Source organism: Microbispora sp. H10836 (genome assembly GCF_012999525.1).
Classification (GTDB): Bacteria; Actinomycetota; Actinomycetes; order Streptosporangiales; family Streptosporangiaceae; genus Microbispora.
The window spans coordinates 159427-186225 of record NZ_JABBWU010000014.1; the positions used below are offsets into that span (position 1 = coordinate 159427).

The following is a 26799-nucleotide window of genomic DNA, read 5'->3' on the forward strand; positions in this document are numbered from 1 at the left end:
TGCTTCTGGACGATGTGATGCCGCACATGCCGATCACCGCGGGGGGACGTGAGGGCGCAGGAAGCGGCCCGGGGTGAAGTGGACGAACTCCGCGGCGCCCAGAGCCGGGTCCTCCGCGGCCAGGCGTGCGGCCAGCTTGTTGAGCTGATGGGCGTCGACGTCCGTCCAGCGGCCGGTGACGACACGGTTCCTCAGCGTCTGCACCGCGGCGACGAGCTCGGCTCCGGTGTAGCGGCAGTGACCGGGGCGGTCGACGAACGCCTGGCGCAGCATCGCGCCCTTCCCGGCGTGCCGCACCACATCGGAGTAGGCACGGGCCTGGGTGACGGTGGGGTAGTTGTCGCCGCGCTCGTGCATCGTCAGGACGGGGACGCCGAGCGAGCCGCGCGGGGTGAAGTAGTCCTCCATGTAGGCGACGGCGCCGGGGTCGGCGGAGACGCGCGGCGCCGCCGCCAGGGCGTCGAGGTCGGCGTCGAGGTCCAGTCCCGCGCTGTCGTAGAGGGCGCGCACCTGCTTCGTCCGTCCGGACTCCCGCAGTTCCCGGCGGTAGTCGACGCCCGTGTTCCAGGAGAGGTTTCCGCCCGCCCGCTGTTCCAGCGGATAGCGGGGAGAGAACACCGTCGCCATGAACGCCGCGTACTCCTGCGCCTCCTGCGCCGCCCAGTCGCGCGCGGCGGGCTCGGCGGTGCCGGTCACCGACCAGGTGGAGACCTGGGCGAAGGACGCGGCCAGCGCGATGCGGGCCCGGCCGGCCGGAGTCCGCTGAGCGGCGTCCAGGACGGCGCGGGCGGCCGTGGTGCTCCGCGCCTCCTCGTCGGCCGAGGCCAGTCGGACGAGCTTCACCGCGTCGTCGCCGGAGGCGAGCAGCGTCTTGAACGCGAAGGCCGCGTCGAGCGACTGGTTGAGCATCGCCACCGGCCCGGCCACCGAGGCGCAGTACGGCAGCGCGCCGTCGATCAGGTCGGGCCGGCGTTCGGCCAGACCGGCCGCGATGGCGCCGCCCATGGAACCGCCCCAGGCCAGGGTGGTCCTGGGCTTCCCGGCGACCTCGGCGAACTGGGCGAGCGTGTCGGCGGAGGCCCGCAGAGTCTCCTCTACGGCCCAGCCGCTCCCGTAGGGCCGGGTGCCGGCCAGGGCGTACCCGTGGGCCAGCAGCCACCTCCGCGCGGCGGTGTCGCCGCCGAGGTCGGCCGGCAGGTGCTGCGGGCCGGCGCCCTCGCCGTAACCCGGACTGAACGTCAGCACGGTGCCGTTCCAGTTCGGCGGGACCTCGATCGCGTAGGTGGCGCCGCTCGGATGGACGCCCGTGACGCTGATCTGACCGCCCTGGGCCTTGCCGGACACCGCCGATGCGTGCGGCAGACCGGCGGCCGGCGGGAGGGCGAGCGCCAGAGCCGCGGCCGTGAGCACCGTCACGGCACGGGTCGCCCGATTGATCACTGAACGGGGATTGATGTCCGCCTCCAGGGGGTGGGAAGCTGCTGCGACCCAAGACGCGCAACAGTTCGGTGAACGGTCGTCCAGTTTTCGCCGTCAATTATGTTCGGCAGAAATTCTACGGTCGTCACAGAAGTGTTGACAATGCTCTGGAGCCTGCTTACTTTGGCCCGACCCCCTGCATGTGAGGAGCCTCGATGTTCCGAAAGCCAGCTCTGGGCGTCGTCGCGGCGGGTGCCGCGATCGCACTGCTGTCCGCCTGTGGTGCCGGCCCCGGCAGTACCCGCGGCGCGTCCGCAGACGGCGGCCGGCCCGACGAGCTGGTCTTCGCCGCCATCCCGTCGGAGCAGAGCGACAACCTCGAGGCGTCGTTCGCCCCGATCGTCTCCGCGCTGCAGAAGGACCTCGGCGTCCCGGTGCGGTTCCAGGCCGTCACCAGCAACGCCGCCGTCGTCGAGGCACAGGTCGCCAAGCGGGTGGACGTCGCCGTCTACGGGGCTTTCAGCTACTACCTGGCCCGCAGCCGCGCCGACGTCGAGCCCGTCGCCGTCCCGCTGGCCGCCCCGGGCGGCGAGCCCGGCGCCTACGCCTACGGGGTGACCCGCGGCGACGACAAGAGCATCACCTCGCTCGGGGACGTCGCCGGCAAGGACGTGTGCTTCACCGACCCCGGCTCCACCACCGGTTACCTGCAGCCCCTCGCCTCGCTGCGGGAGGCCGGCGTCGATGTCGCCAAGGACGTCAAGACGGTGTTCACCCACGGGCACGACACGGCGGTCGCCTCGCTGCTGGCCGGCGACTGCGACATCGCCTTCGTCGGAGACGTGTTCATCGACCAGCTGCTGCCCGCCCGCGGCCAGCTCAAGCCGGGGCAGGTCACCAAGGTGTGGACCTCGCCGCTCATCCCCGGGCCGCCGATCGTGGTCGGCACGTGGCTTCCGCAGGACATGCGCGACAAGATCGCCAAGACGGTGACCGGGCTGACCGCCACCGGCGCGGCCTCCGCCGGACTGTGCAAGGGCAGCGAGATCAAGGGCCCGAAGAACTGGGGCCAGTACGCCGGCGCGGCGGCCTGCACCCTCGGCACCTCCACCGCCTGGACGTTCGTCAAGGCCACCGACGCCACCTACCAGCCGATCACGCGCATCTGCGAGATCACCGAGGCCGAGGTCTGCACGTCCGGTGGCTGAGGAACCCGCCACGATCGGCGACCCCGTGCTGCGGCTGTCGGATGTCGGCAAGGGCTTCCACGGCACCACCGTGCTCGACGGCGTCTCACTGGACGTTCCGCAGGGCCAGTTCGTCGCGTTGACCGGCCCCTCCGGGGCCGGCAAGTCCACGCTGCTGCGGCTGGTCAACGGCATGCACCTGCCGGACAGCGGCACCGTGCACACCCTCGGCGAGAACCCGGCCGCCTGCTCCCGGAGCCGGCTGCGCGCCCTGCGCGCCAGGGTCGGGTTCGTCTTCCAGCAGTTCGGGCTCGTCGGGCGGCTGTCCGCGCTGGAGAACGTGCTGATGGGGTCGCTGGCGACCCTGCGGCTGCCGAGATACGGCGTGATGAGCTACCCGCGCGCGCTGCGGATCCGCGCCGTGGAGCACCTGGACCGGGTCGGGCTGGCGGACCGGCGGTTCCAGCGCTGCGACACGCTCTCCGGCGGGCAGCAGCAGCGGGTCGCGGTGGCCCGGACCCTGCTGCAGAGTCCCGAGCTGATCCTCGCCGACGAGCCGGTCGCCTCGCTGGACCCGGCGGCGAGCGCGCTGGTGCTCGAGACCCTCAAACGGATCAGCGTCGAGGACGGCATCTCCGTGGTGTGCAGCCTGCACCAGATCGAGCTCGCGCTCGCCACCGCCGACCGGGTCGTGGCGCTGCGCGGCGGCCGGCTGGTGCTGGACGAGCCGGCGGCCGGCCTCACCGCCGAGCGGCTGCGCGAGGTCTACGAGACGGCGGGGACCCGCGATGCTCAAGCTGGGGCGCGCGATGCTCAGGCGGGGGCGCGCGATGGTTGACACCACCCCCGTCGCGCGGGCCCCGGCCGCGGCGGACCCGGGCCCGCTGCGGCCGCCGTGGAGCGCCCGCGCCCTCATCGCGACGGGGCTGCTCGTCGCGGCCGTGGCCGTCACCTGGCTGACGTTCTGGTGGATCGGCCTGTCCCCCGCCTCACTGGCCGCCGGACTGGACGACACCGCGCGGCTGCTGCGCCGGATGTGGCCACCGGACCTGCCCGGCGCCGGCGACGTCGCGGGGATGGTCGCCGAGACGCTGCTCATCGCGGTCGCGGGCACCGGTCTGGCGGCGCTGGCCTCGGTGCCGCTGGCCTTCACCGCCGCGCGTACCCACCGCGGGCCCCGCTGGCTGCGGCCGGCCGCCCGGGTGGCCGTCGTGCTGACCCGGGCCGTGCCGACGCTGGCCTTCGCGATCCTGTTCGTGCGGATCTTCGGCCTGGGCCCGCCGGCCGGCGCGCTCGCCGTCGCCGTGCACTCGGTCGGAATGATCGCCAAGCTGCTGGCCGACGTCGTCGAGGAGGCCGACCCCGTCCCCGCCGAGGCGGCCCGCGCGTGCGGGGCCGGCGAGGTGCAGGTGGCCGTCTCCACCGTGCTGCCCCGCGTGTTCCCGGCGCTGACCGGCATCGTGCTCCACCGCCTCGACATCAACATCCGGGCGTCGGCCGTGCTCGGCGTCGTCGGGGCCGGCGGCATCGGCGTGGCGCTGCAGACCGCGCTGGGCAGCCTCAACTACCACCGCGCGGCGGGAATCATCTGCGTGATCGTCGTCTTGGTGCTGCTGCTGGAGCTGCTGTCGGTGGCGGTCCGCCGCCGCACGGTCCGCCACCCGGTCCGCCACGGCACGATCCGCCGCCGCGCGGTCCGCCGCCGGAGCAGGGCCGGCCGGTCCGCCGGGGACTCGACAGGCACGGCCGCGCTGCCCGCCGGGCGCGCCCCGCACGACGTCGGCTGGGACCGCGGCCGGGTGCTGCGGGTGGCCGGCGCGGTCGCCACCGGGATGGTCTTCCTGGTGTCGCTGTGGTCCCTGAACCCCGACCCGGCCCGCCTGTCCGGCGCCTGGCCGAACCTGCGGAGCGTACTCACCGGCATGTGGCCGCCCGCGTTCTCCGGCCACCTGCTCATGGCGGTGCTGGAAAGTCTGCTGATGGCGCTGGGCGCCGCCGCGGCGGGCGCCGCGTGCGGCCTGGTGCTGGCCCTGCTCACCGCCGTCACCACCACTCCCTGGCGGCCGCTGTCCGCGGTGGTCCGGGTGCTGCTGGTGGTGGTCCGGGGCGTCCCCGACCTCGTGTACGCCCTGCTGTTCGTGGCCGCGCTGGGGCTCGGCCCTTTCGCCGGTTTCCTGGCGCTGTGGATCTCCTCCACCGCGCTGGCGGCCAAGTTCTTCGCCGACTCCCTGGAGCAGCTCGACCCGCTGCCGCACGAGGCGCTGACCTCGGTCGGCGCCCGCCGATGGCAGGCGTTCGCCGCCGGGATCTGGCCGCAGTTCGTGCCGTCGTTCACCGGCAACGGCCTGTTCGTGGCCGACCTGGCGTTGCGCGAGTCGGTCGTGCTCGGCATCGCCGGCGCGGGCGGCGTCGGCTACCTGATGCAGGAGTCGATCGCCACGCTGCGCTACGACACCACCGCCGCGATCGTCATCGCGATCGCCGTCGTCGTGTACGCCATCGAGACGCTCGCCCGGGTCGCGCGCAGGCACCTGCTGTGAGCGGCCATGACGGGAAGGAAGGGATTCCACCATGACCACCACCGCCGACGGCCTCGGGCGCGCCTCCGACTGGGACCCCACCGCGCCGGAGACCTTCGACAGCTCCCACGAGGTCTACGCCGAGCTGCGGCGACGCTGCCCGGTGCCGTGGAGCGACGCCTTCGGCGGCTTCTGGGCCGCCACCCGCTACCCGGACGTGGTACGGGTGGCCCGGGACAGCGAGACGTTCAGCACCGCCGTGCAGAACGTCGTGCCGCACGTGCCGCGCGCCCAGCGGCGGCCGCCGCTGCACTTCGACCCACCCGAGCACGCGATCTACCGCGCTCCCATGGACCGGGTGCTGCGCCGCGGCGTGGTACGGCGTCTCGAACCGGCCTTCGCGGAGGCGGCACGCGAGCTGCTGGGGCCGCTGCTGGCCCGCGGCGGCTGCGACTACTCCCAGGAGTTCGCGCTGCCGTACGCGGCCCAGTGCTTCGCGCTCTTCCTCGGCCTGCCGGTCGGCCAGGTGCTGGAGATCCGCCGGATCGGCGTCGAGTACAGCTTCGCCATCCAGGAGATGGACCGGGCCGGGGTCATGGCGGCCGGAGAGGAGCTCTACGCGATCGCCCGGGCCATCGTCGAGGACCGCCGCACCGACCCCCGCGACCCGGACGAGGACCTGGTCACCAGCCTGCTGCGGGCGTCCGCCGACCCGGCTCGGCCGATCCCGTACGACCTGGTCGTGGCCACCGTGCGGCAGACCATCGTGGCCGGCATCGGGGCGCCGCACGCCGCGCTGGGCAGCGCCGCCGTCCACCTGTCCCGCGACCCAGGGCTCCAGGACCGGCTGCGTGCCGACCCCGGGCTGCTGCCTGCGGCGATCGAGGAGCTGCTGCGGCTGTACGCGCCCTACCGGGTGTTCGCCCGCACCGCCACCCGGGACGTGGAACTCGGCGGCCGCACGGTGCGCGCCGGAGAGGCGATCGCGATGATCTTCCCTTCGGCGAACCGCGACGAGGCGGTGTTCGACGACGCGGACCGGCTCGACCTGGAGCGGCGGCCCAACCGGCACCTCGCGTTCGGCCGGGGCGCGCACCGCTGTCCCGGCGCGGCGATGGCCCGGCTGGAGATGACGGCCGCGCTGGGCGAGCTGCTCGCCGCCACCACCCGCGTCGAACCGGACGGCGAGGTGGAGATGTTCAACTGGCTGGAGTTCGGCCCCAAGTCGGCGCCGCTGCGCCTCGTCCCCCGCTGCTGACCCTCGCGCCGGGCGTCAGGGAGCGCTCCGGCGCGTTCCGGATGACGCTTACCCGCACCGGCGTCATGGTGCATGTCGTTCGTCAGGGCGTGGACCGGGCACGCCACCCCCACCACGGCAGGCGGCAGGGGCGTCGCCCGCCAGGTGGCCGCGGCCGCCTGCCGGTGGTCCCACCTCCGCGAGCGGGGTCAGCCACGCAGCGGACGCCGACGAGACCGCGCCTCACCCGGCGTACGTCCCGGTCGCTCCGTCACGTGATCGAAGCGGCGATCGGGGGATTGACATTGATGACAGAACGCTGAACGATCGTCTCCGTTGGCGACTGCTATATGTCTCTCAACAGCTGCCAGGCGCCCCGCCGGCCATTCGCGGACCTCGTCGGGCCCCGAGCCAACACCCCCTGCCCGTCCATCAACCGTGGAGGAAACGCAACGTGCTTGCCCGCTCCATGACCGCGCGGACCCTGCTGGCGGCGACCGTGGGGGCGGCCGTCCTCGCCGGCTCCGGCGCCGCCGCGGCGTCGTCCGCCCAGAAGCCGCAACCGCCGAAGCCCCCCGCGACCGGCGCCCCCGCGACCGCCATCCTGCCCACGGTCCGCGAGGCCGCCGAGGGATTGCCCGGGCACACCGTCTACCGACCGGCCGATCTCAAGGCGCTGCGGAAGGGCAGCCTGCCCGTGATCGTCTACGGCAACGGCGCCTGCGCGACGAGCAACCTGGAAGGGATCACGTTCCTGACCGGCCTGGCCTCGCAGGGATACATCGTCGTGGCCAACGGCGGGCTGGACGAGTTCCCCGTCCCCAACACCCCCGAGAACACGATCGCGCACCCCGAGGCGCTCCTCGCGGCCGCCCACTGGGCCACCGAGTCGAAGCAGGCACGCAAGCAGTTCGACGGGCGGGCGGACACGACGCGGGTCGGCGTGCTCGGCCACAGCTGCGGCGGCGTCGAGGCCCTCGCCGCCGGGACCGACCCCATCGTCGACGCGGTCGCCGGATTCAACACCGGATACTTCGCGGACCCGGTCTTCGGCGGCTACGGCCGCGACCGTCTCGCCGGCCTGCACACCCCGACTCTGCTGGTGAACGGTGGTCCGGACGACGTCGCCTACCAGAACAGCGTCGACAACTACGCCCTGCTCGACGTCCCCGCCGCCCTGGTCAGCGACACGGCGGCCGGCCACACCGGCCTGATCGCGGGTCTGGAAGCCACCAAGGGCTGGCAGGTGGCCGCGGACTGGTTCGACTACGTCCTGCGCGGGGACCAGGCCGCCGGGGCGCGCTTCGTCGGCCCAGACTGCGGACTGTGCGGCGAGAACGGGTGGACGGTCGAGTCGAAGGGGCTGGCGCTGTGATCCGCCGTGGAGTGACCGCGTGCCTGGCCGCCGCGCTGGCGGCCGTCGCCGGAGGCGGAACCGCCGCCGCCGCTGCCCCCGCCGGACCTCCCGGCGGCACACCCTGCCTGCCGGACTCCCCCGCCCGTCCCACCTGTGTCAGCGGCACCCTCAAGGACGGCACGCCGTACGAGTTCGTCGTCCCGGCCCACTGGAACGGCACCGTGGTGGTCGCCCTCGACTTCGCCGGGCCGGGCCGGAGCGAGCCCCTGACCGCGCGTCTGCTGGCCGACGGCGTGGCCCGCGGCGGGACGAGCCGGGCGATCACCGGCTGGGACATCCGGTCCGCCATCGACAACCAGGCCGAAGCGCTGGCCCGCTTCGAGCAGGCCTACGGCCCGGCCCGCAAGGCCATCGCCTCCGGGACCTCGATGGGCGGTTTCGTCGCCGCCGGCGTCGCCCAGGTCCATCCCGGCGTCTTCGACGCCGCCGTCCCGATGTGCGGCGGCCTCGGCGGGTCCGTCGGCCAGTGGAACCAGAAGCTCGACACGGTCTTCGTGCTCGAGCGCCTGGTCGCACCGGGGCTGCCGGTCGTCGACATCCCGGCGGACGTCGAGTCGGCCAGGAAGGCGTGGATCGACGCCCTGGCCGCGGCGCAGCGGACCCCGGAGGGACGGGCCCGGATCGCACTGGCCGCCGCGATCGGCCAGTTGCCGGCCTGGGGACGCAACCCCGACGGGTCCGTGCCGCCGCCTCCGGACAGCGGGGACGCCGCCGGGCTGCAGCAGGGCGCCTACCTCGCGCTCGCCGGCGGGCCCCTGCCCTACATCGGGCAGGCCATGAGCAGCCGGCGCCAGATCATGGACGTGACCGGTGGGAACCCGTCCTGGAACACCGGCGTGGACTACGAGAAGCAGCTGCGCCTGGCCGATCCCGCACTCCGGCGTGCCGTCCGCGAGCTGTACAGGGCGGCGGGCCTGGCCCTCGCGGCCGACCTGAAGACCCTGGCCGCCGCGCCCCGCGTCGCGGCGGACCCGGACGCCGTCAAGCGCTTCTCGCGCGGAATCGTCCTGAAGGGTGACCTGCGGATCCCTGTCCTGACCCTGTCCGGCACCGGTGACCAGATCTCCACCGTCGCCCAGCAGCAGTCGTACGAGGAGAACGTGCGCCGGGCGGGAGCGAACTCCCTGCTGCGCCAGACGTACACGGAGACCGTCGGCCACTGCGACTTCTCCCCGGCGGAGCAGGAAGCGGCGCTCAGGACGATGTTCGACCGGCTGCGGAGCGGTCGCTGGCCCGCGACGTCCGCCCCGGCGATGAACGCCCGTGCGGCGGCGCTGGCCGCCGACCCCGCTCCTCGGTACGTCCCGTTCACCCCGCCCCGGTTCAACCGCCCCTATCCCGGCTGAGCCGTACGGGGCCGCCGCGCCCGGTCCGGCCGGCTGGGCCGTACGGACCGGGCAGCGGCCGGGCCGTCGCTCGGGGACGCGGCAGGGGACGCATGATCAGGGCGTGTACCCGCAACGGTCACCGACCGTTCACCGAACGGTAACCTTAACTACGCCGTTCTGGGAGGTTTATGAGTCATTCTTCCCTAGAAGCCGATTTGTCCTACCGAGGTGTCAAGTGACTGAGTTCCTCGCCGCCGTACTCTCCCGGGCGGCCATCATGGTCCTGGAAGCGCTGCTCGTGCGCCTCATCCAGACTCTTGTGACGTCGACCTTCCGCGTCACGCTGCCGCACACGGCCTGACCGGCGGGACGCCTGTTCATCGCGGGCCGGCGCCGCCGGCTCCCGCGAACGCCGATCCCCTCGGGCCGCCGGTTCGCCGAACCGCCCGGCCCCGTTACCGCGCCCCAAGGAAGGCCGTCCGCCGCACGGCCGCAGGCCGGCCGAGCCGGGCCCGTGAACGCGAAAGCCGGCCCCCCGTTGAGACCGGCTGCTCCCTCCACCCCCTCACGGGGACGGGAGCGCCGGGCGATCACGCCCGGCTCGGCGGCTCCCTCGTCCCCCCGGCGACGGCCACCGCCCGTTCACCCGGGCCGGTGCGGCCTGTCGCCTCCCGCGGGATCGTCTCCCCAGGGTCAGTCCTTGAAGGCGTCCTTCACCTTGCCGGCGGCGTCCTTCACCTTCTCGCCGGCTTGCTTCATGTGGCTCTTGGACTGATCGGCGCGACCCTCGGCCTCCAGGCTCTCGTCGTCGGTGACCTTGCCGATCCCCTCCTTGGCCTTGCCGGCGACCTCTTCCGACTTGTTGCGGAACTTGTCCTCGGTGCTCATCCGGACGCTCCTCTCGGTTCCAGAAGCTGACGAACACCCTCTTTCCCCTGGTGAAGTGGCTAAACGCGACCCGGCGTGTCGCACCCGCCACCGCAAACACAATCCCTCCAAAACGGGAAGACGTGACGAACCGGGCGTACGCTAGGAATAAGGACTAAAGCACACACCTCTGAAGGGTGGTGTGACGTATGACACACGGTGCCGACATCGGGACGCATCCCGACATCATGCAGATGCGCGCCCGCTACGAGGCCGCCGCGGCGAATCCCGCGGCGCAGCTCGCCGACGGTCTCACGCTCCTGAGCGGCCTGTATCTAGCGCTCTCGCCGTGGATTATCGGATTCAGCGGCACGCGGACTCCGCTCGCGGTGAACAACCTGGTAACGGGCCTCGCCGTGGCGCTCCTGGCGATGGCGTACAGCTCGGCGTTCGGGCGCACCTACGGACTCTCCTGGGTCGCCCCGCTGCTCGGTATCTGGACCATCATCGCCCCCTGGGTGATCCGGGGAGGCATGGCGACCACTGCGACGATCATCAGCAACGTGGTCGTCGGCGCGCTCATCCTGCTTCTCGGCCTGGCGACGATGCGGTTCGCCATGATGCAGCGCGTACAGCCCGGCGGGTTCCGCACCGGGACGCCGCACATGGGACCGGCCCACTGACCGGACCCCGGCCGAACGGCGGGCGGCGCACCGCCTCGCCCCGCGCCGGCACGCGACGCGGGCGCGGTACCGCCGCCCCCGGGATGCCGTAGCCGGCGCCGTCGCCGGCTCCCGTTAGTCTCGTCGTGCAGGAGACGAGAGGACGGTGGCGGCGTGACGACAACGGCCCCCGTCGCGAGTCCGGTGGACTTCGCGGCCTACGGCGACTACACGGTGAAGGCGGCCACCCGGCCGGACGGGTCCTTCGAGCGGCCCCTGTACCGCTTCCGCGACCGCGTGACGGCCGACGGGAGCAGCGGATACGCGGCCGAGCCCGGCCGTTACCACCTGTACGTGTCGCTGGCCTGCCCGTGGGCCCACCGCTCGGTCATCGTGCGGGCACTGCTCGGCCTGCAGGACGTCGTGTCGATGTCCGTCGTCGACCCCGTGCGCGACGGGCGCGGCTGGGCGTTCCGCGAGGGCCCCGGCCACGGCCCCGACGAGCTCAACGGCTTCACCCTGCTGCGGGAGGCGTACGAGGCGACCGAGCCCGGCTACGACGGCCACGTGTCGGTGCCCGTGCTGTGGGACCGCCACACCCGCCGGATCGTCAGCAACAACTTCCCCGACATCAGCCTCGACCTCGGCCAGGCGTTCGCGCGGTGGGCCGGGCCGGGCGTCGACCTCTACCCGGAGGACCTGCGGGCCGACATCGACGCGCTCAACGAGCGCGTGTACGCCGACGTCAACAACGGCGTGTACAAGTGCGGCTTCGCCGAGAGCCAGGAGGCGTACGAGGCGGCGGTGACGACGCTGTTCACGGCCCTCGACGAGCTGGAGGAGCGCCTCGGCGGCAGCCGCTACCTGTTCGGCGACCGGCTCACCGAGGCGGACGTCCGCCTGTGGGTCACGCTGGCCCGGTTCGACACGGTGTACGTGACCCACTTCAAGGCGAACCTCCGCCGCCTCGCCGACTATCCCAGCCTCTGGCGTTACGCCCGCGACCTGTACGCGAACCCGGCCTTCGGCGGTACGACGGACTTCGACCACATCAAGCGGCACTACTACGGCACCCACCCGAAGATCAACCCGCTGCGCATCGTGCCCGCGGGGCCGGTCATCGACTGGAGTCTGTAGTCACGCGCCTGTGGTCACGGGACCGGGCAGCGCCTCGCACAGCCGGTCCAGTTCGTCCTCGGTGTTGTAGTAGTGCACCGAGGACCGCACCAGCGAGGGCAGTCCGCGGGCCTCGAAGTCCCACCGGGCGGAGGACGCGGCCGACACCGAGAGGTTGATCTTCGCGGCCGACAGCCGGGCGGCCACGTCCCGGCTGTCGTGCCCGTCCACGGTGAACGTCACGATGCCGCACCGCCGTGCGCCGCGGTCGTGCACGGTCACTCCGGGGAGGGCGGCCAGCCGCCCGCGCAGCGCCTCCGCGAGGCCGGTCACCCGCTCCTCGACGGCGTCGATCCCGAGGCCCAGCGCGTAGTCGGCCGCCACGCCGAGGCCGATCTTGCCGGCCACGTAGCCCTCCCAGTTCTCGAACCGCCGGGCGTCGCCGCGCACCTCGTAGGAGTCCGCGGAGGTCCAGGTGGCGGCGTGCAGGTCGAGGAACGGCGGCTCCAGGCGGTCGAGCACGCGCCGCGAGCAGTACAGGAACCCGGTGCCGCGCGGCCCGCGCAGGAACTTGCGCCCGGTCGCCGACAACAGGTCGCAGCCGATCTCGCGGACGTCGACGCGCATCTGCCCGATCGACTGGCAGGCGTCCAGCAGGTACGTCACCCCGGCCTCCCGCGCCACGGCGCCGATACCCGCCGCGGGGTTGACCAGGCCGCCCTGGGTCGGCACGTGGGTGACCGCGATCAGCTTGACCCGCTCGTCGATCATGTCCCGCAGCGCGTCGACGGACAGGGCGCCGGTCTCGTCGTCGGGCACCACGTCCACGTGGACGCCGTGCCTGCGGGCGGTCTGCAGGAAGGCGATCGCGTTGCTGGCGTACTCGGCGCGCGACGTGAGGATGCGGTCGCCCGGCTTCCAGGACAGGGAGTAGAAGGCCATGTCCCAGGCGCGGGTCGCGTTCTCGACGAGGGCGATCTCGTCACGATCCGCGCCGACGAGAGCGGCCAGCGCGTCATAGGCCCGCTCGGACCGGTCGAGGGCGGCGGCCGCCGCCTCGTAGCCGCCGGTACGCTCCTCCAGGCGCAGGTGGTCCACCACGGCGTCGGTCACCTGACGCGGCGGCAGCGACGAGCCGGCGTTGTTGAAGTGGACGACGTGCTCACACCCCGGCGTGTCCGCCCGCACCCGTCCGACGTCGATGGTCACGTGAGCCTCCCAGAAGATCCGCGGAAGCCCTCATTCTGCCGCCGCGTTCACGATCACGGTGTCGCCGTGCACCGGCGGGGTGCCCCCGACCCTGGTTTCGTGAATCGCTCATCGCATAATGAGGTATGAGCACCTCCTCCCCCGCGGGCGGCTGGACGTTCCTCACCAACCACGCGCACGTCCTGCTGGCGCTGTCCCGCGATCCCGACGCGCGACTGCGGGACGTCTCTGAGTCCGTCGGCATCACCGAACGGGCGGCCCAGGCGATCGTCTCCGACCTGGAGGCGGCCGGCTACCTGCGCCGCGAACGCGTGGGCCGGCGCAACCACTACACGATCAACCCGCTCGCCCCGTTCCGGCACCCGATCGAGCGGCACCGGCACATCGGCGAGTTTCTCGAGCTGTTCGGGGCGCCGGTTGACGCACGAAACTGATTTCGTGAATACTTGAGCACAGTTCGAGGGGGAGTACCCGGCTTCCTCAGCGTCGTCATCACGGCCGCCGTCGCAGGGCGTCCCGGCGCGAGGGTCACCATTGCTGGTGGCACGGGGAGACCGTCGGCCTGCCGAGCCCGCCGTACGCGGCGGTGATGGAGGTTGACGATGTCGGTGCCCCTGTGGATCTGGGCCGCGGTTCTGGCGGTCATCCTCGCCATGCTCGCCGTGGACCTGTTCGCCCATCGCCGGGCCCACGTGGTGGGCACCCGTGAGGCGCTCACCTGGTCGGGGCTGTGGATCGCGCTCGGGCTCGGCTTCGGGGCCGTGGTCTGGCTGGTGTGGGGGCCCGAGGCGGGCGGGGAGTACCTGGCCGGCTATCTCATCGAGAAGTCCCTGGCCGTCGACAACGTCTTCGTGATCGCGCTGCTGTTCTCGTTCTTCGCGGTCCCCCGCGAGCTGCAGCATCGCGTGCTGTTCCTCGGCGTGCTCGGCGCGCTGGTCTTCCGCGCGGTGTTCATCGGCGCGGGCGCCGTGCTGCTCGACCGCTTCCACTGGATCCTGTACGTCTTCGGCGCGTTCCTGCTCTACACCGGCGTGAAGATGGCCAGGCATTCGGCGATCGAGGTGCACCCCGACCGCAACCCGGTGCTGCGCCTGATGCGCCGGCTCATCCCCGTCACCGACTCCTACCAGGGCCAGCGGTTCCTCGTACGGCGGGACGGCGACCGGCAGGACGGGCGCGGCCGGTGGGCCGCGACGCCGCTGCTGGCCGTCCTGGTCGCGGTGGAGACCAGCGACATCGTCTTCGCCGTCGACTCGATCCCGGCGATCTTCGCCGTCACCTCCGAGCCGTTCCTCGTCTTCACCTCCAACGCGTTCGCGATCCTGGGACTGCGGGCGATGTACTTCCTGCTGGCCGGGGCCATGCACCGGTTCGGGTATCTGCGGTACGGCCTGGCGGCCATTCTCGTGTTCGTCGGCGCGAAGATGCTCCTGGCCGACGTGTACAAGATCCCCGTCTGGCTGTCGCTCGTGGTCATCTGCGCCTGCCTCGCGATCGCCGTGGGCGCGAGCCAGTACAGGAACCGCCGCGAGGCGCGCGACGGGACACATCTGACCGCCGGAGAGCAGCAGCGGTAGCGCCGCCCGCCCGCCAATCGATCTTCCGCCGCGGCGTGTGGATCTGTACCCTCCACACAGTGGAGCGGATGTTCGCGGTGCCCGGGACGGCCGCATGATCGGCGAGATCCTGCCCTCATGGGTGGCGTCGGCCGAGAGGTTCGGCGACGCGCCGGAGGAGACGCTGTTCCCGGAGGAGCGACCGCTCATCGCGCGGGCCGTCGACCGGCGCCGCCGTGAGTTCGTCACCGGACGCCACTGCGCCCGGCTCGCGCTGGCCCAGATCGGCGTGACGCCGGGGCCGATCCCGCGCGGCGAGCGGGGCGCCCCGGTCTGGCCGGCGGGGACGGTCGGCAGCATCACCCACTGCTCGGGGTATCGCGCGGCGGCCGCCGCCTCCACCGGCGTGGCGCGCGCCGTCGGCATCGACGCGGAGACGCACGCGCCCCTTCCCGCGGACGTCCTTCCCACGATCGCCTCTCCCGGGGAGATCGACGCCCTCCGGGCGCTGGACGCCGCGGACGGCAAGATCTGCTGGGACAGGATCCTGTTCAGCGCCAAGGAGTCGGTCTACAAGGTCTGGTTCCCGCTCACCGGTCGATGGCTCGACTTCTCCGAGGCGGTCGTGGACATCGACGCCTCCGGCTCGTTCAGCGCGCGGCTCCTGGTCGACGACCCGGCCATGGGAACCCGCGCCCTGTCCGGCCGGTGGGTGGTGAGCGACGGGCACATCGCGACCTCGATCGCGCTCCCCCGGCCCTGACGATCCCGCACCCGCGTGCCCGCCGGTCGCCGATCAGCCGGCGCGGAAGTAGTGCCCCTTGCCGAGATCGTCGAGCAGCCCCGGCTGAACCGGCCGCCACCCCAGCAGCTCGCTGGTCAGCGCGCTCGACGCCGGGGCGTCGGCCCCGATCATGCCGCCCAGCCAGGAGAAGTGCTCGCCCGCCTCCTCGCGGGGGATCGAGACCGCCGGCAGGCCGAGGTGGCGGCCGATCACCTCGGCGACGGCGCGGATCGGCACGCCCTCGTCGGTGACCGCGTGCAGCACCGATCCCGCCGGGGCCTTCTCCAGCGTGAGGCGGAACAGGTGCGCGGCATCGAGCCGGTGCACCCCGGGCCAGCGGTTGGAGCCGTCGCCGACGTAACCGGAGACGCCCCTGTCGCGGGCGATGCCGACCAGGGCCGCCATGAAGCCGTGGTCTCCCTCGCCGTACACCGTCGGGGGCAGGCGCAGCACCGACGAGCGTACGCCGTGGGCCGCCAGGTCGAGCGTCCGCAGCGCGGTGGCCTGCCGGGCTGCCGGGCCGTCGCCGTGCGCCGCGCCGGAGCCGGAATCACGCCCGTCCCGTTCGGTCGCCACCCGCCCCGGCGTGAGCCCGAGGAGCCCGGAGGCGAGGACGAACGGGCGATCGGAGCCCGCCAGCACCTCGCCGAACGTCTCGACCGCGCGGCGATCCGCCTCGGCGGCGCCCCGGAAGTCGCCGGTGAAGGCGATGTCGTGCTTGAACGCGAGGTGGATCACACCGTCCGACGCGGCGGCCGCGCTCCTCAGGGTGTCGAGGTCGTCGATGGTGCCGCGGCATGCCTGCGCCCCGGCCCTGGTGAGGGCGGCGGCCGAGGCGTCGGACCGTGCCAGGCCGACGACCTCGTGCCCCGCGCCGATGAGCTCGGGAACGACGGCGGAGATCGCCAAGCGGGCGGGACTGACCGAGCGCACCTTCTTCCGGCACTTCGCGGACAAGCGGGAGGTTCTGTTCTCGGGCTCGGACGCGCTGCGGGAGCACCTCGTGAACGCGGTCGCCGGCGCCCCGGACTCCGCGGCGCCGATCGACGCGGTGGCCGCGGCCTTCGAGAACGTCGGCGTCCTGTTCCAGGAAGGCCGCGAGCGCTCCCTGCGGCGGCAGGCCGTCATCGCCGCCAACGCCGAACTGCGGGAGCGCGAGCTGATCAAGCTCGCATGGTGGTCCGCGGCCCTCGCCGACACGCTTCGGCGGCGCGGCGTCGCGGATCCGGCCGCGAGCCTGGCCGCCGAGGCGGGCGTCGCCGCCTTCAAGATCGCATTCGAACGCTGGATCAGCGGCCCCGGCGAGCCGGACCTGGCGCAGATCGTCCGGGAGTCGTTCGACGAGCTGAAGGCCGTGACGGCGGGCAGGTGACGTCCCCGCGGCACAGAGGTCCCGGATCGACGCGCGTGCGTGCCGGGCACGCCTGACACGCACGCGGCCCTGTCACGCCGGCGTGACCACCCGCTTGAGGAAGACGACGCCGTCGATCATGCCGAGCTGGGCCGGGTCCAGCGGGAAATAGGCGAAGTCGCGCGAGACGCGCGGGGCGGGCTTCGTGACGGCCTCGGCCAGGCGGCGGGCGTCGACGAGACAGCGGTCCCACGGGAGCGTGGACAGGATGCCCTCGACGGTGTCCGGGGGCGGGGTGTCGTCGCCGGCCGTGCCGAAGGCCGAGGCAAGGAAGGCGTACCGGTCGCCCAGGTGCGTCGCGGTGATCGCCCCCGCGCTCCACCACTCCAGTTGCCGGTCGCCGAACGGCATCAGGCTCTTGTTCCGCTGCAGGTGGAGGTTGCTGGAGAAGACCAGGGCCGGGCCGTGCTCGGCGACGGCGCGCAGGTTGGCGGCCATCATCGCGTCCCGCAGGGCCGACAGCCGGGTCCACCGGGCCGGGGACGCGTCGGCCATCCAGTAGTGGTAGCGGAGCAGGCCGGTGGCGGTGCGCGCGTACAGTTCCGCCCGCTCCCTGTCCTCAGCGCTCAGCTGCGGCGCCTGCGTCTCGAGCAGGGCCGCCAGGTCGTCGGCGATCAGCCGCAGCCGCCGGGCGTCGGCGGACCGGCCGATGGACTGGGACGGATCCATGGCCGTGGCCTCGTTCGACCACCGGTCGTCGGGGCCCAGCAGAGTGTCGAGAGTCTCCCCGGTCACCACGGCGCCGGTAAGTGGGCCGTCGAGGAGGGTGTGGAGGGCGGTGAGCGCCTGGCGCGGGCTCGCCGCCCAGTACTCCAGAGGGCCGTCGAACCCGAAGAACCGGAGCTTCTCGTCATGCTCCTCGTTGTACGCCCGCATCCAGCGCACGAGCTCGCGGTTGGCCGGCGACGCGCCGAAGCCGTGGCTGAAGCCGCGTTCCATGACGTCGTCGAGCGTGCCCACGCCCGTCGTGATGTAGTCGTCCACCACCAGGCCCATGAGGCAGTCGCTTTCGATGGCGAACGACCGGTAGCCCTCATGCTCGACCAGATGCCGGAAGATCTCGTTGCGCACCTCGCCCAGCTCCCCCACGAAGTGCCTGGCCTCGCCCAGGCCGAGCAGCAGGGGCCTGACGGGAAGCGACCGCAGGAACGCCGAGACTCCCGCGCCGTCGAGCGGCCGGGCCGTGTCCTTGATTTCCATACCTTTGACGGTATCGTTGAACACTCGGTGTAAACTTTTGGCCGCAACGCCCCTATCTGATCGCGATGGACCTTCAATCGATGATGCAGCCATGAGGCCGGTGGACCTGGCGCGCGAGCACGGCCTGTCCACCCAGGCGATCAGGAACTACGAGGACGCCGGCATCCTGCCCGCCGCCGAACGCACCGTCCACGGCTACCGCACCTACACGCCGCTGCACGCGCGAGCCCTGCGCGCGTTCATCGGCCTCGTGCCCGGGCACGGTCACCAGACGGCCACGGCGATCATGCAGGCGGTCAACCGGGGCGCCACCGAGGACGCGCTGCGGCTCATCGACCAGAGTCATGGCCAGCTCCTCGACGACCGCCGCACCCTCCAGGCCGTCGAGTCCGCGCTCCGCGATCTGGCGCCCAAGGCCGACGACCACGTGCCGCAGGAACGCGGCGACACGTTCATCGGCCCCCTGGCCAGACGGCTCGGCCTCCGCCCCGCCACCCTGCGCAAATGGGAGAACGCCGGGCTGGTCCGGCCGCGCCGCGATCCGCGGACGGGCTATCGCGTCTACAGCGCGGCCGACGTGCGCGACGTCCGGCTGGCCCACCAGCTCAGGAGGGGCGGCTACCTGCTGGAGCAGATCGCCCCGCTGATCGCCCAGGTCCGCTCCGCCGGAGGCGTCGCCCCGCTGGAGTCGACCCTGCGCGACTGGCAGGCCCGCCTGTCCGCCCGGGGCCGCGCCATGCTCGCGGGCGCCGCCGACCTGGACGCGTACCTCCGCGCCCGTGACCCCTGAAACCGATGCCGTGGCGCGCTTGTGAGGCCGAGTAACCCTGCACTGTGCACGGAAGATCCCGGTGAGGACCTTTTCCTCCGCCCGAAATCGGCTCTAGTATCCGGGATATGACCGCGCTTCCGCTCGCTCCGCCGCGGGTGGTTCCCGGCGGCCCGCCGTCCATCCGCGCGATCGCCGCCGGACGGGAGGTCGCATGACCCGGCAGTTCACCGCCGCCCGGGCGTCCGGCGAGGTGTACGCCCTCGCCGAGGGACCCGTGTGGGACCCCGCCAGGGAACGCCTGCTGTGGGTGGACATCGACGCGGGAGCGGTGCACGAGGGACGGCTCGACCCCGCGACCGGCGCCGTCACCGCCACCACCGCGCACACCTTCGGCGGCACCGTGGGCGCGGTCGCGGTCTCGGCCGACGGTGAGTTCGTCGTCGCCGAGCGCGAGGTCCTCACCCGGGTCGACACCGCCAGCCGCCGCACCGAGCTCGCCCGCGTGCTGCCGCCCGGCGTACGGAGCAGGCTCAACGACGGAGCCGTGGACCCGGCCGGGCGCTTCCTGATCGGCAGCATGGCGCTGGACGACCGGGAGGGCCAGGACGTGCTGGCCCGCCTCGACGGCACGACCTGCGTCCGTCTCGACGAGGACCTGACCCTGTCGAACGGCCTGGCCTGGAGCCCCTCGGGCGACCGCCTGTACAGCATCGACAGCGTCCCGCACGTGGTGTGGGAGCGCGACTACGACCCGGTCACCGGCCGGACGGGGCCGCGGCGGGAGCTGTTCGAACTCGCCGGCGGCATGCCCGACGGGATGTGCGCCGACGCCGAGGGCAACCTGTGGATCGCCGTCTTCGGCGGCGGCCGGGTCGAGTGCCGCGATCCCGGCGGGCGCCTGCTCGCCGTCGTCGAGGTCGGCGCGCCCAACGTCACCTGCCCCGCCTTCGCGGGGCCGGACCTCGACGTCCTCGTCATCACCACGTCCGCCAGTGGCGTCGATGTGGCCGAACACCCGGGGTCCGGGCACCTGTTCACCGCCCGGGTGGGCGTACGCGGCCTGGCCACGCCCTATTGGGTGCCGCCCCGATCATGAGCCTCGACACCCGCCGGAGAGACCGCGCCGTGCTCCTCGCCCGCCTGCCCGCCGCTCCCGTCGTCCCGCGCCCGCGGTAGGGGCGGCACGTGCGCGCACTGGTCATCACCGGCCCCGGCAGGGCCGAGGTCAGGGACGTCGAGCCGCCGGTCGCCGCGCCGGGGCAGGTGGTCGTGGACGTCGAGCGGGTCGGCGTCTGCGGCACCGACGTGGAGCTGTTCACCGGCGCGATGAGCTACCTGCACACCGGCCACGCCCGGTATCCGCTGCGTCCCGGACACGAGTGGTGCGGCGTCGTCACGGCGCTCGGCGAGGGCGTCGACCCCGGCTGGCTGGGCCGCCGCGTCACCGGCGACACCCAGCTCGGCTGCCGTCACTGCGGCCTCTGCCGCGACGGCCTCCACCACGTCTGCCCCGACCGGGCCGAGATCGGCATCCGCAAGGGCTTCCCCGGGGCGCTGGCCGAGCGGCTGGCCGTACCGGCCTGGGCCCTGCACGCGCTGCCGGAGACGATCGACGCGACGACGGGCGCGCTCGTCGAGCCCGGCGGCAACGCCCTGCGCGCGGTGCGCGGCGCCGCCGCCGAACCCGGCGACCGGCTGCTGGTGCTGGGCACGGGCACGATCGGCCTGCTCGTCGCGCTGCTCGCGCGGGCGCGGGGCACCGAGGTGCACCTGCTGGGCCGCGACGAGGCCACGCTGCGGCTGGCCCGCGATCTCGGCTTCGCGGGCGCCTGGACCCGCGCGTCGCTCCCGTCCCTGCCGTGGCACTCCGTGGTCGACGCGTCCAACGCGGCGGACCTCCCGGCGCTCGCGCTCGACCTGGTCAGGCCGGGGGGCCGGGTAGTCTGTATCGGTCTCGCGGGGTCCCCCAGCCGCATCGACACCCGCGACCTCGTGTTCAGGGACGTCACCGCCGTGGGCGTGCTCGCCGGCTCGGCCGGTCTGGCCGGGACGATCGAGGCGTACGCGGACGGATCGGTCGACGCCCGCCCGCTCGTGGCCGCCACCGTGGGCCTGGACGACGTCGCCGGCGTACTGGCGGGGCGCCGCCCGGCCGGCGCGGGTCCGGGCCCGAAGATCCACATCGACCCCCGGCGATAGAGGCGCACCGGCGCCTCCTGGACGGAAGCGTTGAGATCATGAGCCTTACCGATGCCGAGGCCCAGGCCCGGCCGCGACGGCCGCGGCCGTCCGACCCCGCCGTTCTCGCGGCGGTGGAGGCCGCCGTCCCGGGGATCGTCCGGGCCCGGGCCAGTGACCGGCTCGGCATGGCGCACGACGCCTCGCACTACCTGCTGACCCCGCAGGCCGTTCTCGTGCCGGAGAGCGCCACGCAGGTGGCGGCGCTGATGCGGACCGGCCTGCCGCTGACCTTCCGGTCCGGCGGCACCAGCCTGAGCGGGCAGGGCGTGAGCGAGCACCTGCTCGTCGACACCCGCAGGCACTTCAGGGGCGTCGAGGTGCTCGACGGCGGCGCCCGCGTCCGGGTGCAGCCCGGCGCCGTGCTGCGGCAGGTCAACGCCCGGCTCGCCGCGTACGGCCGCAAGCTCGGCCCCGACCCGGCCAGTGAGTCGGCGTGCACGATCGGCGGGGTCGTCGCCAACAACTCCAGCGGGATGACCTGCGGCACCCACGCCAACACCTACCGGACGCTGGAGTCGCTGGTCCTCGTGCTGCCCAGCGGGACCGTCGTCGACACCGGCGCGCCCGACGCGGACGCGCGCCTGCGTGCCCTCGAACCCGCCCTGGCCGAGGGCCTGGTGCGGCTGCGCGACCGCGTCCGCGGCAACCCGGACTCGGTACGCCGGATCGAGGCGCAGTTCTCCCTCAAGAACACGATGGGCTACGGCCTCAACAGCTTCCTCGACCACGACTCGCCGGCCCAGATCCTCGCCCATCTCGTGGTGGGCAGCGAGGGCACGCTCGCGTTCGTCGCGGAGGCCGTCCTGCGGACCGTGCCGGCGCACCGCCTCGCCGCGACCGGCCTGGTCGTCTTCCCGGCCCTGCGGGAGGCGATGGCGGCGGTGCCGGAGATCGTCGCCGCGGGGCCGGCCGCCGTCGAACTGCTCGACGCGGAGTCGCTGCGGGTGGCCGCGACCGACCCGTACGCCGACGACGTCCTGCGCACGCTGGAGGTGCGCGATCACGCGGCGCTGCTGGTGGAGTGGCAGGAGTCCGAGCCCGAGCCGCTCGCCGTACGCGAGCGGGAGGCCGCGCGGGTCTTCGCCCGGCTGGACCTCGCCGCGCCCGCACGCCTCAGCGGGGACACCGCCGGGCGGGCGGCCCTGTGGCGCATCCGCAAGAACCTGTACGCCGCGGTCGCCGGCGCCCGGCCCAGCGGCACGACGGCGTTGCTGGAGGACGTGGCGGTCCCGGTGCCCGCCCTGGCCGATCTCTGCGACGACCTCGCGGAGCTGTTCGCCGCGCACGGCTACGAGCGCAGCGTGATCTTCGGGCACGCCAAGGACGGCAACCTGCACTTCATGCTCAACGAGCGGTTCGACACCGACCTCGACCGCTACGAGGAGTTCACCGAGGAGATGGTCGCCGCCGTGCTCGGCCGCGGCGGCACCCTCAAGGCCGAGCACGGCACCGGACGGGTCATGGCGCCCTTCGTGCGCCGCCAGTACGGCGACGAGCTGTACGACGTCATGCGCGAGGTCAAGCGGCTGTGCGACCCCGCGGGCACCCTCAACCCCGGCGTCGTGCTCACCGACGACCCGCGGGCGCACCTGCGCGACCTCAAGATCGTCCTCAGCGTCGAGCCCGAGGTCGACCGGTGCGTGGAGTGCGGCTACTGCGAGCCGGTGTGCCCGAGCCGGGACCTCACCACGACCCCGCGCCAGCGCATCGTGCTGCGCCGCGAGATCGCCGCGGCCCGGGCCGCGGGCGACCACGCGCTCGCGCGGCGGCTGGAGGAGGAGTACGACTACGACGCCGTCGACACCTGCGCCGTGGACGGCATGTGCGCCACGGCCTGTCCCGTGCTGATCAACACCGGCGACCTCACCAAGCGCCTGCGCGGCGAACGTCACGGGAGTGCGGCGCGGGCGGGCTGGAAGACCGCCGCCAGGCACTGGGGCGCGGTGACCCGGGCCATGGACCTCGCCATGGACGCGGCCGCCGCGGCCCCGGCCGGGCTCGTGGAGGGGGCGAGCCGGGCGGCCCGCGCGGTGGGCGACCCCGACACCGTCCCCCAGTGGAGCCGCGACCTGCCGCGCGGCGGCACGCCCCGGCGCGCCGCGCCGACGCGGGACGCCGACGCGGTCTACGTGCCGTCGTGCCTGAACACCCTGTTCGCCCCCGCCGACGGCGGTCCCGGCGTCATGGCCGCCGTGCGGCGGCTCGCCGGGCGGGCAGGCGTGCGGCTGCACGTGCCCGAGGGCGTGGAGAGCCTGTGCTGCGGCACGCCGTGGTCCTCCAAGGGTTTCGGCGAGGGCTACGAGGTGATGGGCCGCCGGGTGCGGGAGACGCTGCTGAGCGCGACCGGCGGCGGCCGGCTTCCGGTGGTCAGCGACGCCGCCTCCTGCACGGAGGGGTTCGAGCGACTCGTGGCCGCCGCCTCCCCCGCCGTACGGGTGCTCGACGCGGTGACCTTCGTGGCCGAGCACGTCCTGCCGCGGCTGCCGCAGCCGGCGGAGGGCCGCAAGGTGGCCTCGCTGGCCCTGCATCCGACCTGCTCGTCCACCCGGCTCGGCCTCGACGCCGCCATCGCCGAGGTCGCCGGGGCGGTGGCGAAGGAGGTCGTCGTCCCCGAGGGCTGGCAGTGCTGTGCCTTCGCCGGCGACCGGGGCATGCTGCACCCGGAGCTGACCGCCTCCGCCACCCGCGCCGAGGCCGCCTCCGTGGCCAAGGGCGGCTTCGCCGCGCACGCGTCGGTCAACCGCACGTGCGAGATCGGCATGACCCGCGCCACCGGCGAGACCTACCGCCACCTGCTGGAGCTGCTCGACCAGGTCACGGGTGGGGACGCGTGGACACCCGGCTCTTCCCAGCGGTAGCTTGACCCTCCATGCGGGGACATTCCAGCACGAGCCACCTCAAAGGTGACCGAAAGGCTCCGACGACGGGCGGGCCCCGGTGCGCCTGACCCCCTCGGAACGGGACCGGCTGCTGATCTTCACCACGGCCGAGCTGGCCCGTGCCCGCCGCGCCCGCGGCCTGCGGCTGAACGTCCCCGAGGCGACCGCGATCATCGCCGACACGGTCTGCGAGGCGGCCCGCGACGGCAGGCGGCTGGCCGAGGCGATCCGGGCCGCCCGGGAGGTGCTCGGCCCCGGCGACGTGCTGCCGGGGGTGCCCGACGTGGTCACCGAGGTGCAGGTGGAGGCCGTCTTCGACGACGGCACCCGGCTCGCGGTGGTCACCGACCCCTTCGGCGGCGGCTCCCTCGGCGACGACGCTCCCGGAGCGGTCGTGCTCGGACCCGGCGACGGCTACGACCCGCCCGCCGCCTCCGTACGGCTGCGCGTGCGCAACACCGCGCCCGTGCCGATCTCGGTGACCTCGCACTTCCACTTCTTCGAGGTCAACCCGCGCCTGGCGTTCGACCGGGCCGCGGCGTACGGCACCCGCCTGGCCGTGGCCGCCGGGTCGTCCGTACGCTTCGACCCGGGAACGACCCGGGAGGTCGAGCTGGTGCCGATCGGCGGCGCCCGGGTGGCGGTCGGGTTCGCGGGGCTGGTCGACGGCCCGCTGGACGCGCCCGGCGCCAAGGAGGCCGCCCTCGCGAAGGCCCGGGCGTGCGGCTACCTCACGGAGACGCCATGAGCCACCACGGATTCGCCCGGGGATACGTCGCCGCGCACGGTCCGCGGGCGGGCGACCGCGTCCGGCTCGGCGACTCCGGCCTCGTGGTCGAGGTCGAGGGCGACGCGCAGCGGCCCGGCGACGAGTTCCTCGCGGGCTTCGGCAAGACGGCCCGCGACGGCCTGCACCTGAAGGCCGCGCCGGTCCGCGAGACCTGCGACGTGGTGATCAGCAACGTCGTCGTCATCGACGCGGTGCTGGGCGTGCGCAAGGTCTCGATCGGCATCCGTGCCGGGCGGATCGCGGCGGTGGGCCGGGCCGGCAACCCCGACACCCTCGACGGCGTGGACGTCGTGGTGGGCACCGGCACCGCCATCGTCTCCGGTGAGGGGCTCATCGCGACCGCCGGGGCCGTGGACACGCACGTCCACCTCCTGTCGCCGCGGATCATGGAGGCATCGCTCGCCTCCGGCGTCACCACGATCATCGGCCAGGAGTTCGGGCCGGTGTGGGGCGTCGGCGTGAACTCCCCCTGGGCCCTGCGGCACGCCTTCAACGCGTTCGACGCCTGGCCCGTCAACATCGGCTTCCTCGCCCGCGGCTCCTCCTCGGGCGACGGCCCGCTGACCGAGGCGCTGGCCGAGGGCGGGGCCTGCGGCTTCAAGGTCCACGAGGACATGGGCGCGCACGCCCGCGCGCTCGACACCGCGCTGCGGGTCGCCGAGGAGCACGACGTGCAGGTCGCCCTGCACACCGACGGCCTCAACGAGTGCCTGTCGGTCGACGACACGCTCGCCGTGCTGGAGGGGCGCACCGTCCACGCCTTCCACATCGAGGGCTGCGGCGGCGGGCACGTCCCGGACGTGCTGCGGCTGGCGGGCGTTCCGAACGTGATCGGCTCCTCCACGAACCCCACCCTGCCCTTCGGCAGGGACGCGCTCGCCGAGCACTTCGACATGATCGTCTCCTGTCACGGGCTGAAGACGGACCTGCCCGGCGACGCCGCCCTGGCCCGCGACCGCATCCGCGCCGGCACGATGGGCGCCGAAGACGTGCTGCACGACCTCGGGCTCATCGGGATCACCTCGTCCGACGCGCAGGGCATGGGCCGGGCCGGGGAGACCGTGCGGCGCACGTTCGCGATGGCGGCCAAGATGAAGGCCGAGCGCGGCCCGCTGGACGGCGACCCGGCCGGGCACGACAACGCCCGGGTGCTGCGGTACATCGCCAAGCTCACGATCAACCCGGCGATCGCGCACGGCCTGGCGCACGAGATCGGCTCGATCGAGCCCGGCAAGCTCGCGGACATCGTGCTGTGGCGGCCGGAGTTCTTCGGCGCCAAGCCGCAGCTCGTGCTCAAGGCCGGGTTCCCGGCGTACGGGGTGGTGGGCGACCCCAACGCCGCCACCGGCTCCAGCGAGCCACTGGTCCTCGGCCCGCAGTTCGGGGCCCACGGCGGGACCGCCGCCGACCTGTCGGTGGCCTTCGTCTCCGGCGCGGCGGCGGCCGTGGCCACGCCCGCGCACACCGGGTCGGCGCACCGGCCCGGCGACGGCCTGCCCACCCGCCGGGCCCGCGTCGGCGTACGCGGCACCCGGGGCATCGGCCCCGCCGCGATGGTGCGCAACGCCCGCACGGGCGAGGTGCGCGTCGACCCGGGCACCGGGCAGGTGAGCCTCGACGGTGAGCCGCTGAGCTCGCCTCCGGCGCGGTCCGTCTCGCTCAACCGTCTGTACTTCCTGTGACGGCGCCCTTTCTGACAGCCCCCCGCCTGCCGCCGTCAGGCGGGCGGGTATCGTCGCAGAACGGACGGTATGGACCGAAACGGACAGGAGTCGCCGATGAAGCTCATGAGGGCACGGGAGGTGCCTGGCCGGGTCGCCACGGGCGCGTACGTCCTGCACTCCGGCGTGGAGAAGTGGAACGGCGACGAGGAGCAGGCCGCCGGACTCCACGGCATGGCCGCCGCCGCCTTCCCGTTCCTGAAGTCCGTTCCGCCGCGCCGGTTCCTCAGGCTGCTGTCCGCGGCCGAGATCGCGACGGGCGTGGCGCTCCTGGCGCCGGTCGTGCCGGCCGCTGTCGCCGGGGCCGCGCTCACCGGGTTCTCCGGCGGGCTGCTCGCGCTTTACCTGCGTACGCCCGCCCTGCGCAAGCCCCGCAGCATCTGGCCGAGCCCGGCGGGCATCGGCGTCAGCAAGGACGTGTGGATGCTGGGCGTCGGGCTCGGGCTGCTCACCGACGCCGCAGGCCGGCGGCGCGGCGACTGAC

25 protein-coding genes are annotated in these 26799 nt (G+C 73.5%); 20 read left to right on the plus strand and 5 right to left on the minus strand.

Annotation, left to right across the window (positions count from 1 at the left end):
• Window positions 1-33: 33 nt before the first annotated feature.
• Entirely contained in the window at window positions 34-1440 is a 1407-nt protein-coding gene (locus tag HHX30_RS25285) for a hypothetical protein (protein WP_169984461.1), read from the minus strand.
• Window positions 1441-1634: 194 nt separating this feature from the next.
• On the opposite strand from HHX30_RS25285, the gene HHX30_RS25290 reads away from it, so the two are divergent.
• The 7 genes from HHX30_RS25290 (at window position 1635) to HHX30_RS42815 (ending at window position 9468) form a co-directional block, all read left to right on the plus strand.
• Window positions 1635-2627 (plus strand): phosphate/phosphite/phosphonate ABC transporter substrate-binding protein, encoded by a 993-nt coding sequence (locus tag HHX30_RS25290; RefSeq protein ID WP_169984462.1) that lies wholly within the window; start codon window positions 1635-1637, stop codon window positions 2625-2627.
• Window positions 2620-3444 carry a phosphonate ABC transporter ATP-binding protein gene (locus HHX30_RS25295; protein ID WP_169984463.1) on the plus strand — a complete coding sequence of 275 codons (825 nt, stop codon included), beginning with the start codon at window positions 2620-2622 and terminating at the stop codon, window positions 3442-3444. Before HHX30_RS25290 ends, HHX30_RS25295 begins: the two co-directional genes overlap by 8 nt.
• Complete coding sequence (gene phnE, locus HHX30_RS25300; protein ID WP_169984464.1) at window positions 3437-5146, plus strand: phosphonate ABC transporter, permease protein PhnE; 1710 nt, start codon at window positions 3437-3439, stop codon at window positions 5144-5146. Before HHX30_RS25295 ends, phnE begins: the two co-directional genes overlap by 8 nt.
• 31 nt (window positions 5147-5177) lie before the next feature.
• Window positions 5178-6383, plus strand: coding sequence for a cytochrome P450 (locus HHX30_RS25305; RefSeq protein WP_169984465.1), 1206 nt, complete (start codon window positions 5178-5180; stop codon window positions 6381-6383).
• Between the two features lie 433 nt (window positions 6384-6816).
• Entirely contained in the window at window positions 6817-7737 is a 921-nt protein-coding gene (locus HHX30_RS25310) for a S9 family peptidase (RefSeq protein WP_169984466.1), read from the plus strand.
• Window positions 7734-9125: a S9 family peptidase gene (locus tag HHX30_RS25315; protein WP_211592479.1), complete on the plus strand. Its 1392-nt coding sequence runs from the start codon at window positions 7734-7736 to the stop codon at window positions 9123-9125. The genes HHX30_RS25310 and HHX30_RS25315 overlap by 4 nt, the downstream gene beginning before the upstream one ends.
• A gap of 217 nt (window positions 9126-9342) precedes the next feature.
• Entirely contained in the window at window positions 9343-9468 is a 126-nt protein-coding gene (locus HHX30_RS42815; RefSeq protein ID WP_259401075.1) for a hypothetical protein, read from the plus strand.
• A gap of 332 nt (window positions 9469-9800) precedes the next feature.
• Here the strand turns inward: HHX30_RS42815 and HHX30_RS25320 are convergent, their stop codons facing one another.
• Window positions 9801-9995, minus strand: a complete 195-nt coding sequence (locus HHX30_RS25320; protein ID WP_169984467.1) for a CsbD family protein — start codon at window positions 9993-9995, stop codon at window positions 9801-9803.
• Window positions 9996-10183: 188 nt separating this feature from the next.
• Between HHX30_RS25320 and HHX30_RS25325 the strand changes: the two genes are divergently transcribed.
• Both HHX30_RS25325 and HHX30_RS25330 read left to right on the plus strand, forming a co-directional pair.
• Window positions 10184-10657, plus strand: coding sequence for an SPW repeat protein (locus HHX30_RS25325; protein ID WP_169984468.1), 474 nt, complete (start codon window positions 10184-10186; stop codon window positions 10655-10657).
• 153 nt (window positions 10658-10810) lie between these two features.
• The gene (locus tag HHX30_RS25330; protein WP_169984469.1) at window positions 10811-11773 is read left to right on the plus strand and encodes a glutathione S-transferase family protein; all 963 of its coding nucleotides are present in this window, start codon (window positions 10811-10813) and stop codon (window positions 11771-11773) included.
• Here the strand turns inward: HHX30_RS25330 and HHX30_RS25335 are convergent, their stop codons facing one another.
• On the minus strand, window positions 11774-12961 hold the full coding sequence (locus tag HHX30_RS25335; RefSeq protein ID WP_169984470.1) for an aminotransferase class V-fold PLP-dependent enzyme: 1188 nt from the start codon (window positions 12959-12961) through the stop codon (window positions 11774-11776).
• Window positions 12962-13086: 125 nt separating this feature from the next.
• On the opposite strand from HHX30_RS25335, the gene HHX30_RS25340 reads away from it, so the two are divergent.
• From HHX30_RS25340 to HHX30_RS25350, 3 genes are all read left to right on the plus strand, one after another.
• Window positions 13087-13395: a winged helix-turn-helix domain-containing protein gene (locus HHX30_RS25340; RefSeq protein WP_169984471.1), complete on the plus strand. Its 309-nt coding sequence runs from the start codon at window positions 13087-13089 to the stop codon at window positions 13393-13395.
• 168 nt (window positions 13396-13563) lie between these two features.
• The gene (locus tag HHX30_RS25345; RefSeq protein ID WP_169984472.1) at window positions 13564-14538 is read left to right on the plus strand and encodes a TerC family protein; all 975 of its coding nucleotides are present in this window, start codon (window positions 13564-13566) and stop codon (window positions 14536-14538) included.
• A gap of 94 nt (window positions 14539-14632) precedes the next feature.
• Entirely contained in the window at window positions 14633-15280 is a 648-nt protein-coding gene (locus HHX30_RS25350) for a 4'-phosphopantetheinyl transferase (RefSeq protein WP_169984473.1), read from the plus strand.
• A gap of 33 nt (window positions 15281-15313) precedes the next feature.
• Here HHX30_RS25350 and HHX30_RS25355 read toward each other — a convergent pair whose 3' ends face one another.
• Window positions 15314-16210 carry an SDR family oxidoreductase gene (locus HHX30_RS25355; protein WP_211592480.1) on the minus strand — a complete coding sequence of 299 codons (897 nt, stop codon included), beginning with the start codon at window positions 16208-16210 and terminating at the stop codon, window positions 15314-15316.
• Between HHX30_RS25355 and HHX30_RS25360 the strand changes: the two genes are divergently transcribed.
• The gene (locus tag HHX30_RS25360) at window positions 16179-16673 is read left to right on the plus strand and encodes a TetR/AcrR family transcriptional regulator (RefSeq protein WP_169984475.1); all 495 of its coding nucleotides are present in this window, start codon (window positions 16179-16181) and stop codon (window positions 16671-16673) included. The two genes, HHX30_RS25355 and HHX30_RS25360, sit on opposite strands and share 32 nt — an antisense overlap.
• Before the next feature lie 72 nt (window positions 16674-16745).
• Here HHX30_RS25360 and HHX30_RS25365 read toward each other — a convergent pair whose 3' ends face one another.
• Window positions 16746-17912, minus strand: a complete 1167-nt coding sequence (locus HHX30_RS25365; protein WP_169984476.1) for an erythromycin esterase family protein — start codon at window positions 17910-17912, stop codon at window positions 16746-16748.
• A 91-nt stretch (window positions 17913-18003) separates the two neighbouring features.
• Between HHX30_RS25365 and HHX30_RS25370 the strand changes: the two genes are divergently transcribed.
• The 7 genes from HHX30_RS25370 (at window position 18004) to HHX30_RS25400 (ending at window position 26798) form a co-directional block, all read left to right on the plus strand.
• The gene (locus HHX30_RS25370) at window positions 18004-18702 is read left to right on the plus strand and encodes a TioE family transcriptional regulator (protein ID WP_169984477.1); all 699 of its coding nucleotides are present in this window, start codon (window positions 18004-18006) and stop codon (window positions 18700-18702) included.
• A gap of 193 nt (window positions 18703-18895) precedes the next feature.
• Entirely contained in the window at window positions 18896-19780 is an 885-nt protein-coding gene (locus HHX30_RS25375) for an SMP-30/gluconolactonase/LRE family protein (protein ID WP_169984478.1), read from the plus strand.
• An 89-nt stretch (window positions 19781-19869) separates the two neighbouring features.
• Window positions 19870-20883, plus strand: a complete 1014-nt coding sequence (locus HHX30_RS25380) for an alcohol dehydrogenase catalytic domain-containing protein (RefSeq protein WP_169984479.1) — start codon at window positions 19870-19872, stop codon at window positions 20881-20883.
• Between the two features lie 38 nt (window positions 20884-20921).
• Window positions 20922-23783 carry an FAD-binding and (Fe-S)-binding domain-containing protein gene (locus HHX30_RS25385; protein ID WP_169984480.1) on the plus strand — a complete coding sequence of 954 codons (2862 nt, stop codon included), beginning with the start codon at window positions 20922-20924 and terminating at the stop codon, window positions 23781-23783.
• Window positions 23784-23862: 79 nt separating this feature from the next.
• Window positions 23863-24552: an urease subunit gamma gene (ureA, locus tag HHX30_RS25390; protein WP_169984481.1), complete on the plus strand. Its 690-nt coding sequence runs from the start codon at window positions 23863-23865 to the stop codon at window positions 24550-24552.
• Window positions 24549-26276, plus strand: a complete 1728-nt coding sequence (locus HHX30_RS25395; protein WP_169984482.1) for an urease subunit alpha — start codon at window positions 24549-24551, stop codon at window positions 26274-26276. Before ureA ends, HHX30_RS25395 begins: the two co-directional genes overlap by 4 nt.
• Before the next feature lie 96 nt (window positions 26277-26372).
• Window positions 26373-26798, plus strand: coding sequence for a hypothetical protein (locus HHX30_RS25400; RefSeq protein ID WP_211592481.1), 426 nt, complete (start codon window positions 26373-26375; stop codon window positions 26796-26798).
• Window position 26799: the final 1 nt, after the last annotated feature.

Bases quoted from the DNA above. Each gene is read 5' to 3' on its own strand.
- HHX30_RS25325 (WP_169984468.1), top strand. From the start codon at position 10,184: ATGACACACGGTGCCGACATCGGGACGCATCCCGACATCATGCAGATG.
- HHX30_RS25395 (WP_169984482.1), top strand. From the start codon at position 24,549: ATGAGCCACCACGGATTCGCCCGGGGATACGTCGCCGCGCACGGTCCG.
- HHX30_RS25350 (WP_169984473.1), top strand. From the start codon at position 14,633: ATGATCGGCGAGATCCTGCCCTCATGGGTGGCGTCGGCCGAGAGGTTC.
- HHX30_RS25400 (WP_211592481.1), top strand. From the start codon at position 26,373: ATGAAGCTCATGAGGGCACGGGAGGTGCCTGGCCGGGTCGCCACGGGC.
- HHX30_RS25365 (WP_169984476.1), bottom strand. From the start codon at position 17,912: ATGGAAATCAAGGACACGGCCCGGCCGCTCGACGGCGCGGGAGTCTCG.
- HHX30_RS25345 (WP_169984472.1), top strand. From the start codon at position 13,564: ATGTCGGTGCCCCTGTGGATCTGGGCCGCGGTTCTGGCGGTCATCCTC.
- HHX30_RS25305 (WP_169984465.1), top strand. From the start codon at position 5,178: ATGACCACCACCGCCGACGGCCTCGGGCGCGCCTCCGACTGGGACCCC.
- phnE (WP_169984464.1), top strand. From the start codon at position 3,437: ATGGTTGACACCACCCCCGTCGCGCGGGCCCCGGCCGCGGCGGACCCG.
- HHX30_RS25360 (WP_169984475.1), top strand. From the start codon at position 16,179: ATGAGCTCGGGAACGACGGCGGAGATCGCCAAGCGGGCGGGACTGACC.
- HHX30_RS25375 (WP_169984478.1), top strand. From the start codon at position 18,896: ATGACCCGGCAGTTCACCGCCGCCCGGGCGTCCGGCGAGGTGTACGCC.
- HHX30_RS25320 (WP_169984467.1), bottom strand. From the start codon at position 9,995: ATGAGCACCGAGGACAAGTTCCGCAACAAGTCGGAAGAGGTCGCCGGC.
- HHX30_RS25370 (WP_169984477.1), top strand. From the start codon at position 18,004: ATGAGGCCGGTGGACCTGGCGCGCGAGCACGGCCTGTCCACCCAGGCG.
- HHX30_RS25385 (WP_169984480.1), top strand. From the start codon at position 20,922: ATGAGCCTTACCGATGCCGAGGCCCAGGCCCGGCCGCGACGGCCGCGG.
- HHX30_RS25340 (WP_169984471.1), top strand. From the start codon at position 13,087: ATGAGCACCTCCTCCCCCGCGGGCGGCTGGACGTTCCTCACCAACCAC.
- HHX30_RS25290 (WP_169984462.1), top strand. From the start codon at position 1,635: ATGTTCCGAAAGCCAGCTCTGGGCGTCGTCGCGGCGGGTGCCGCGATC.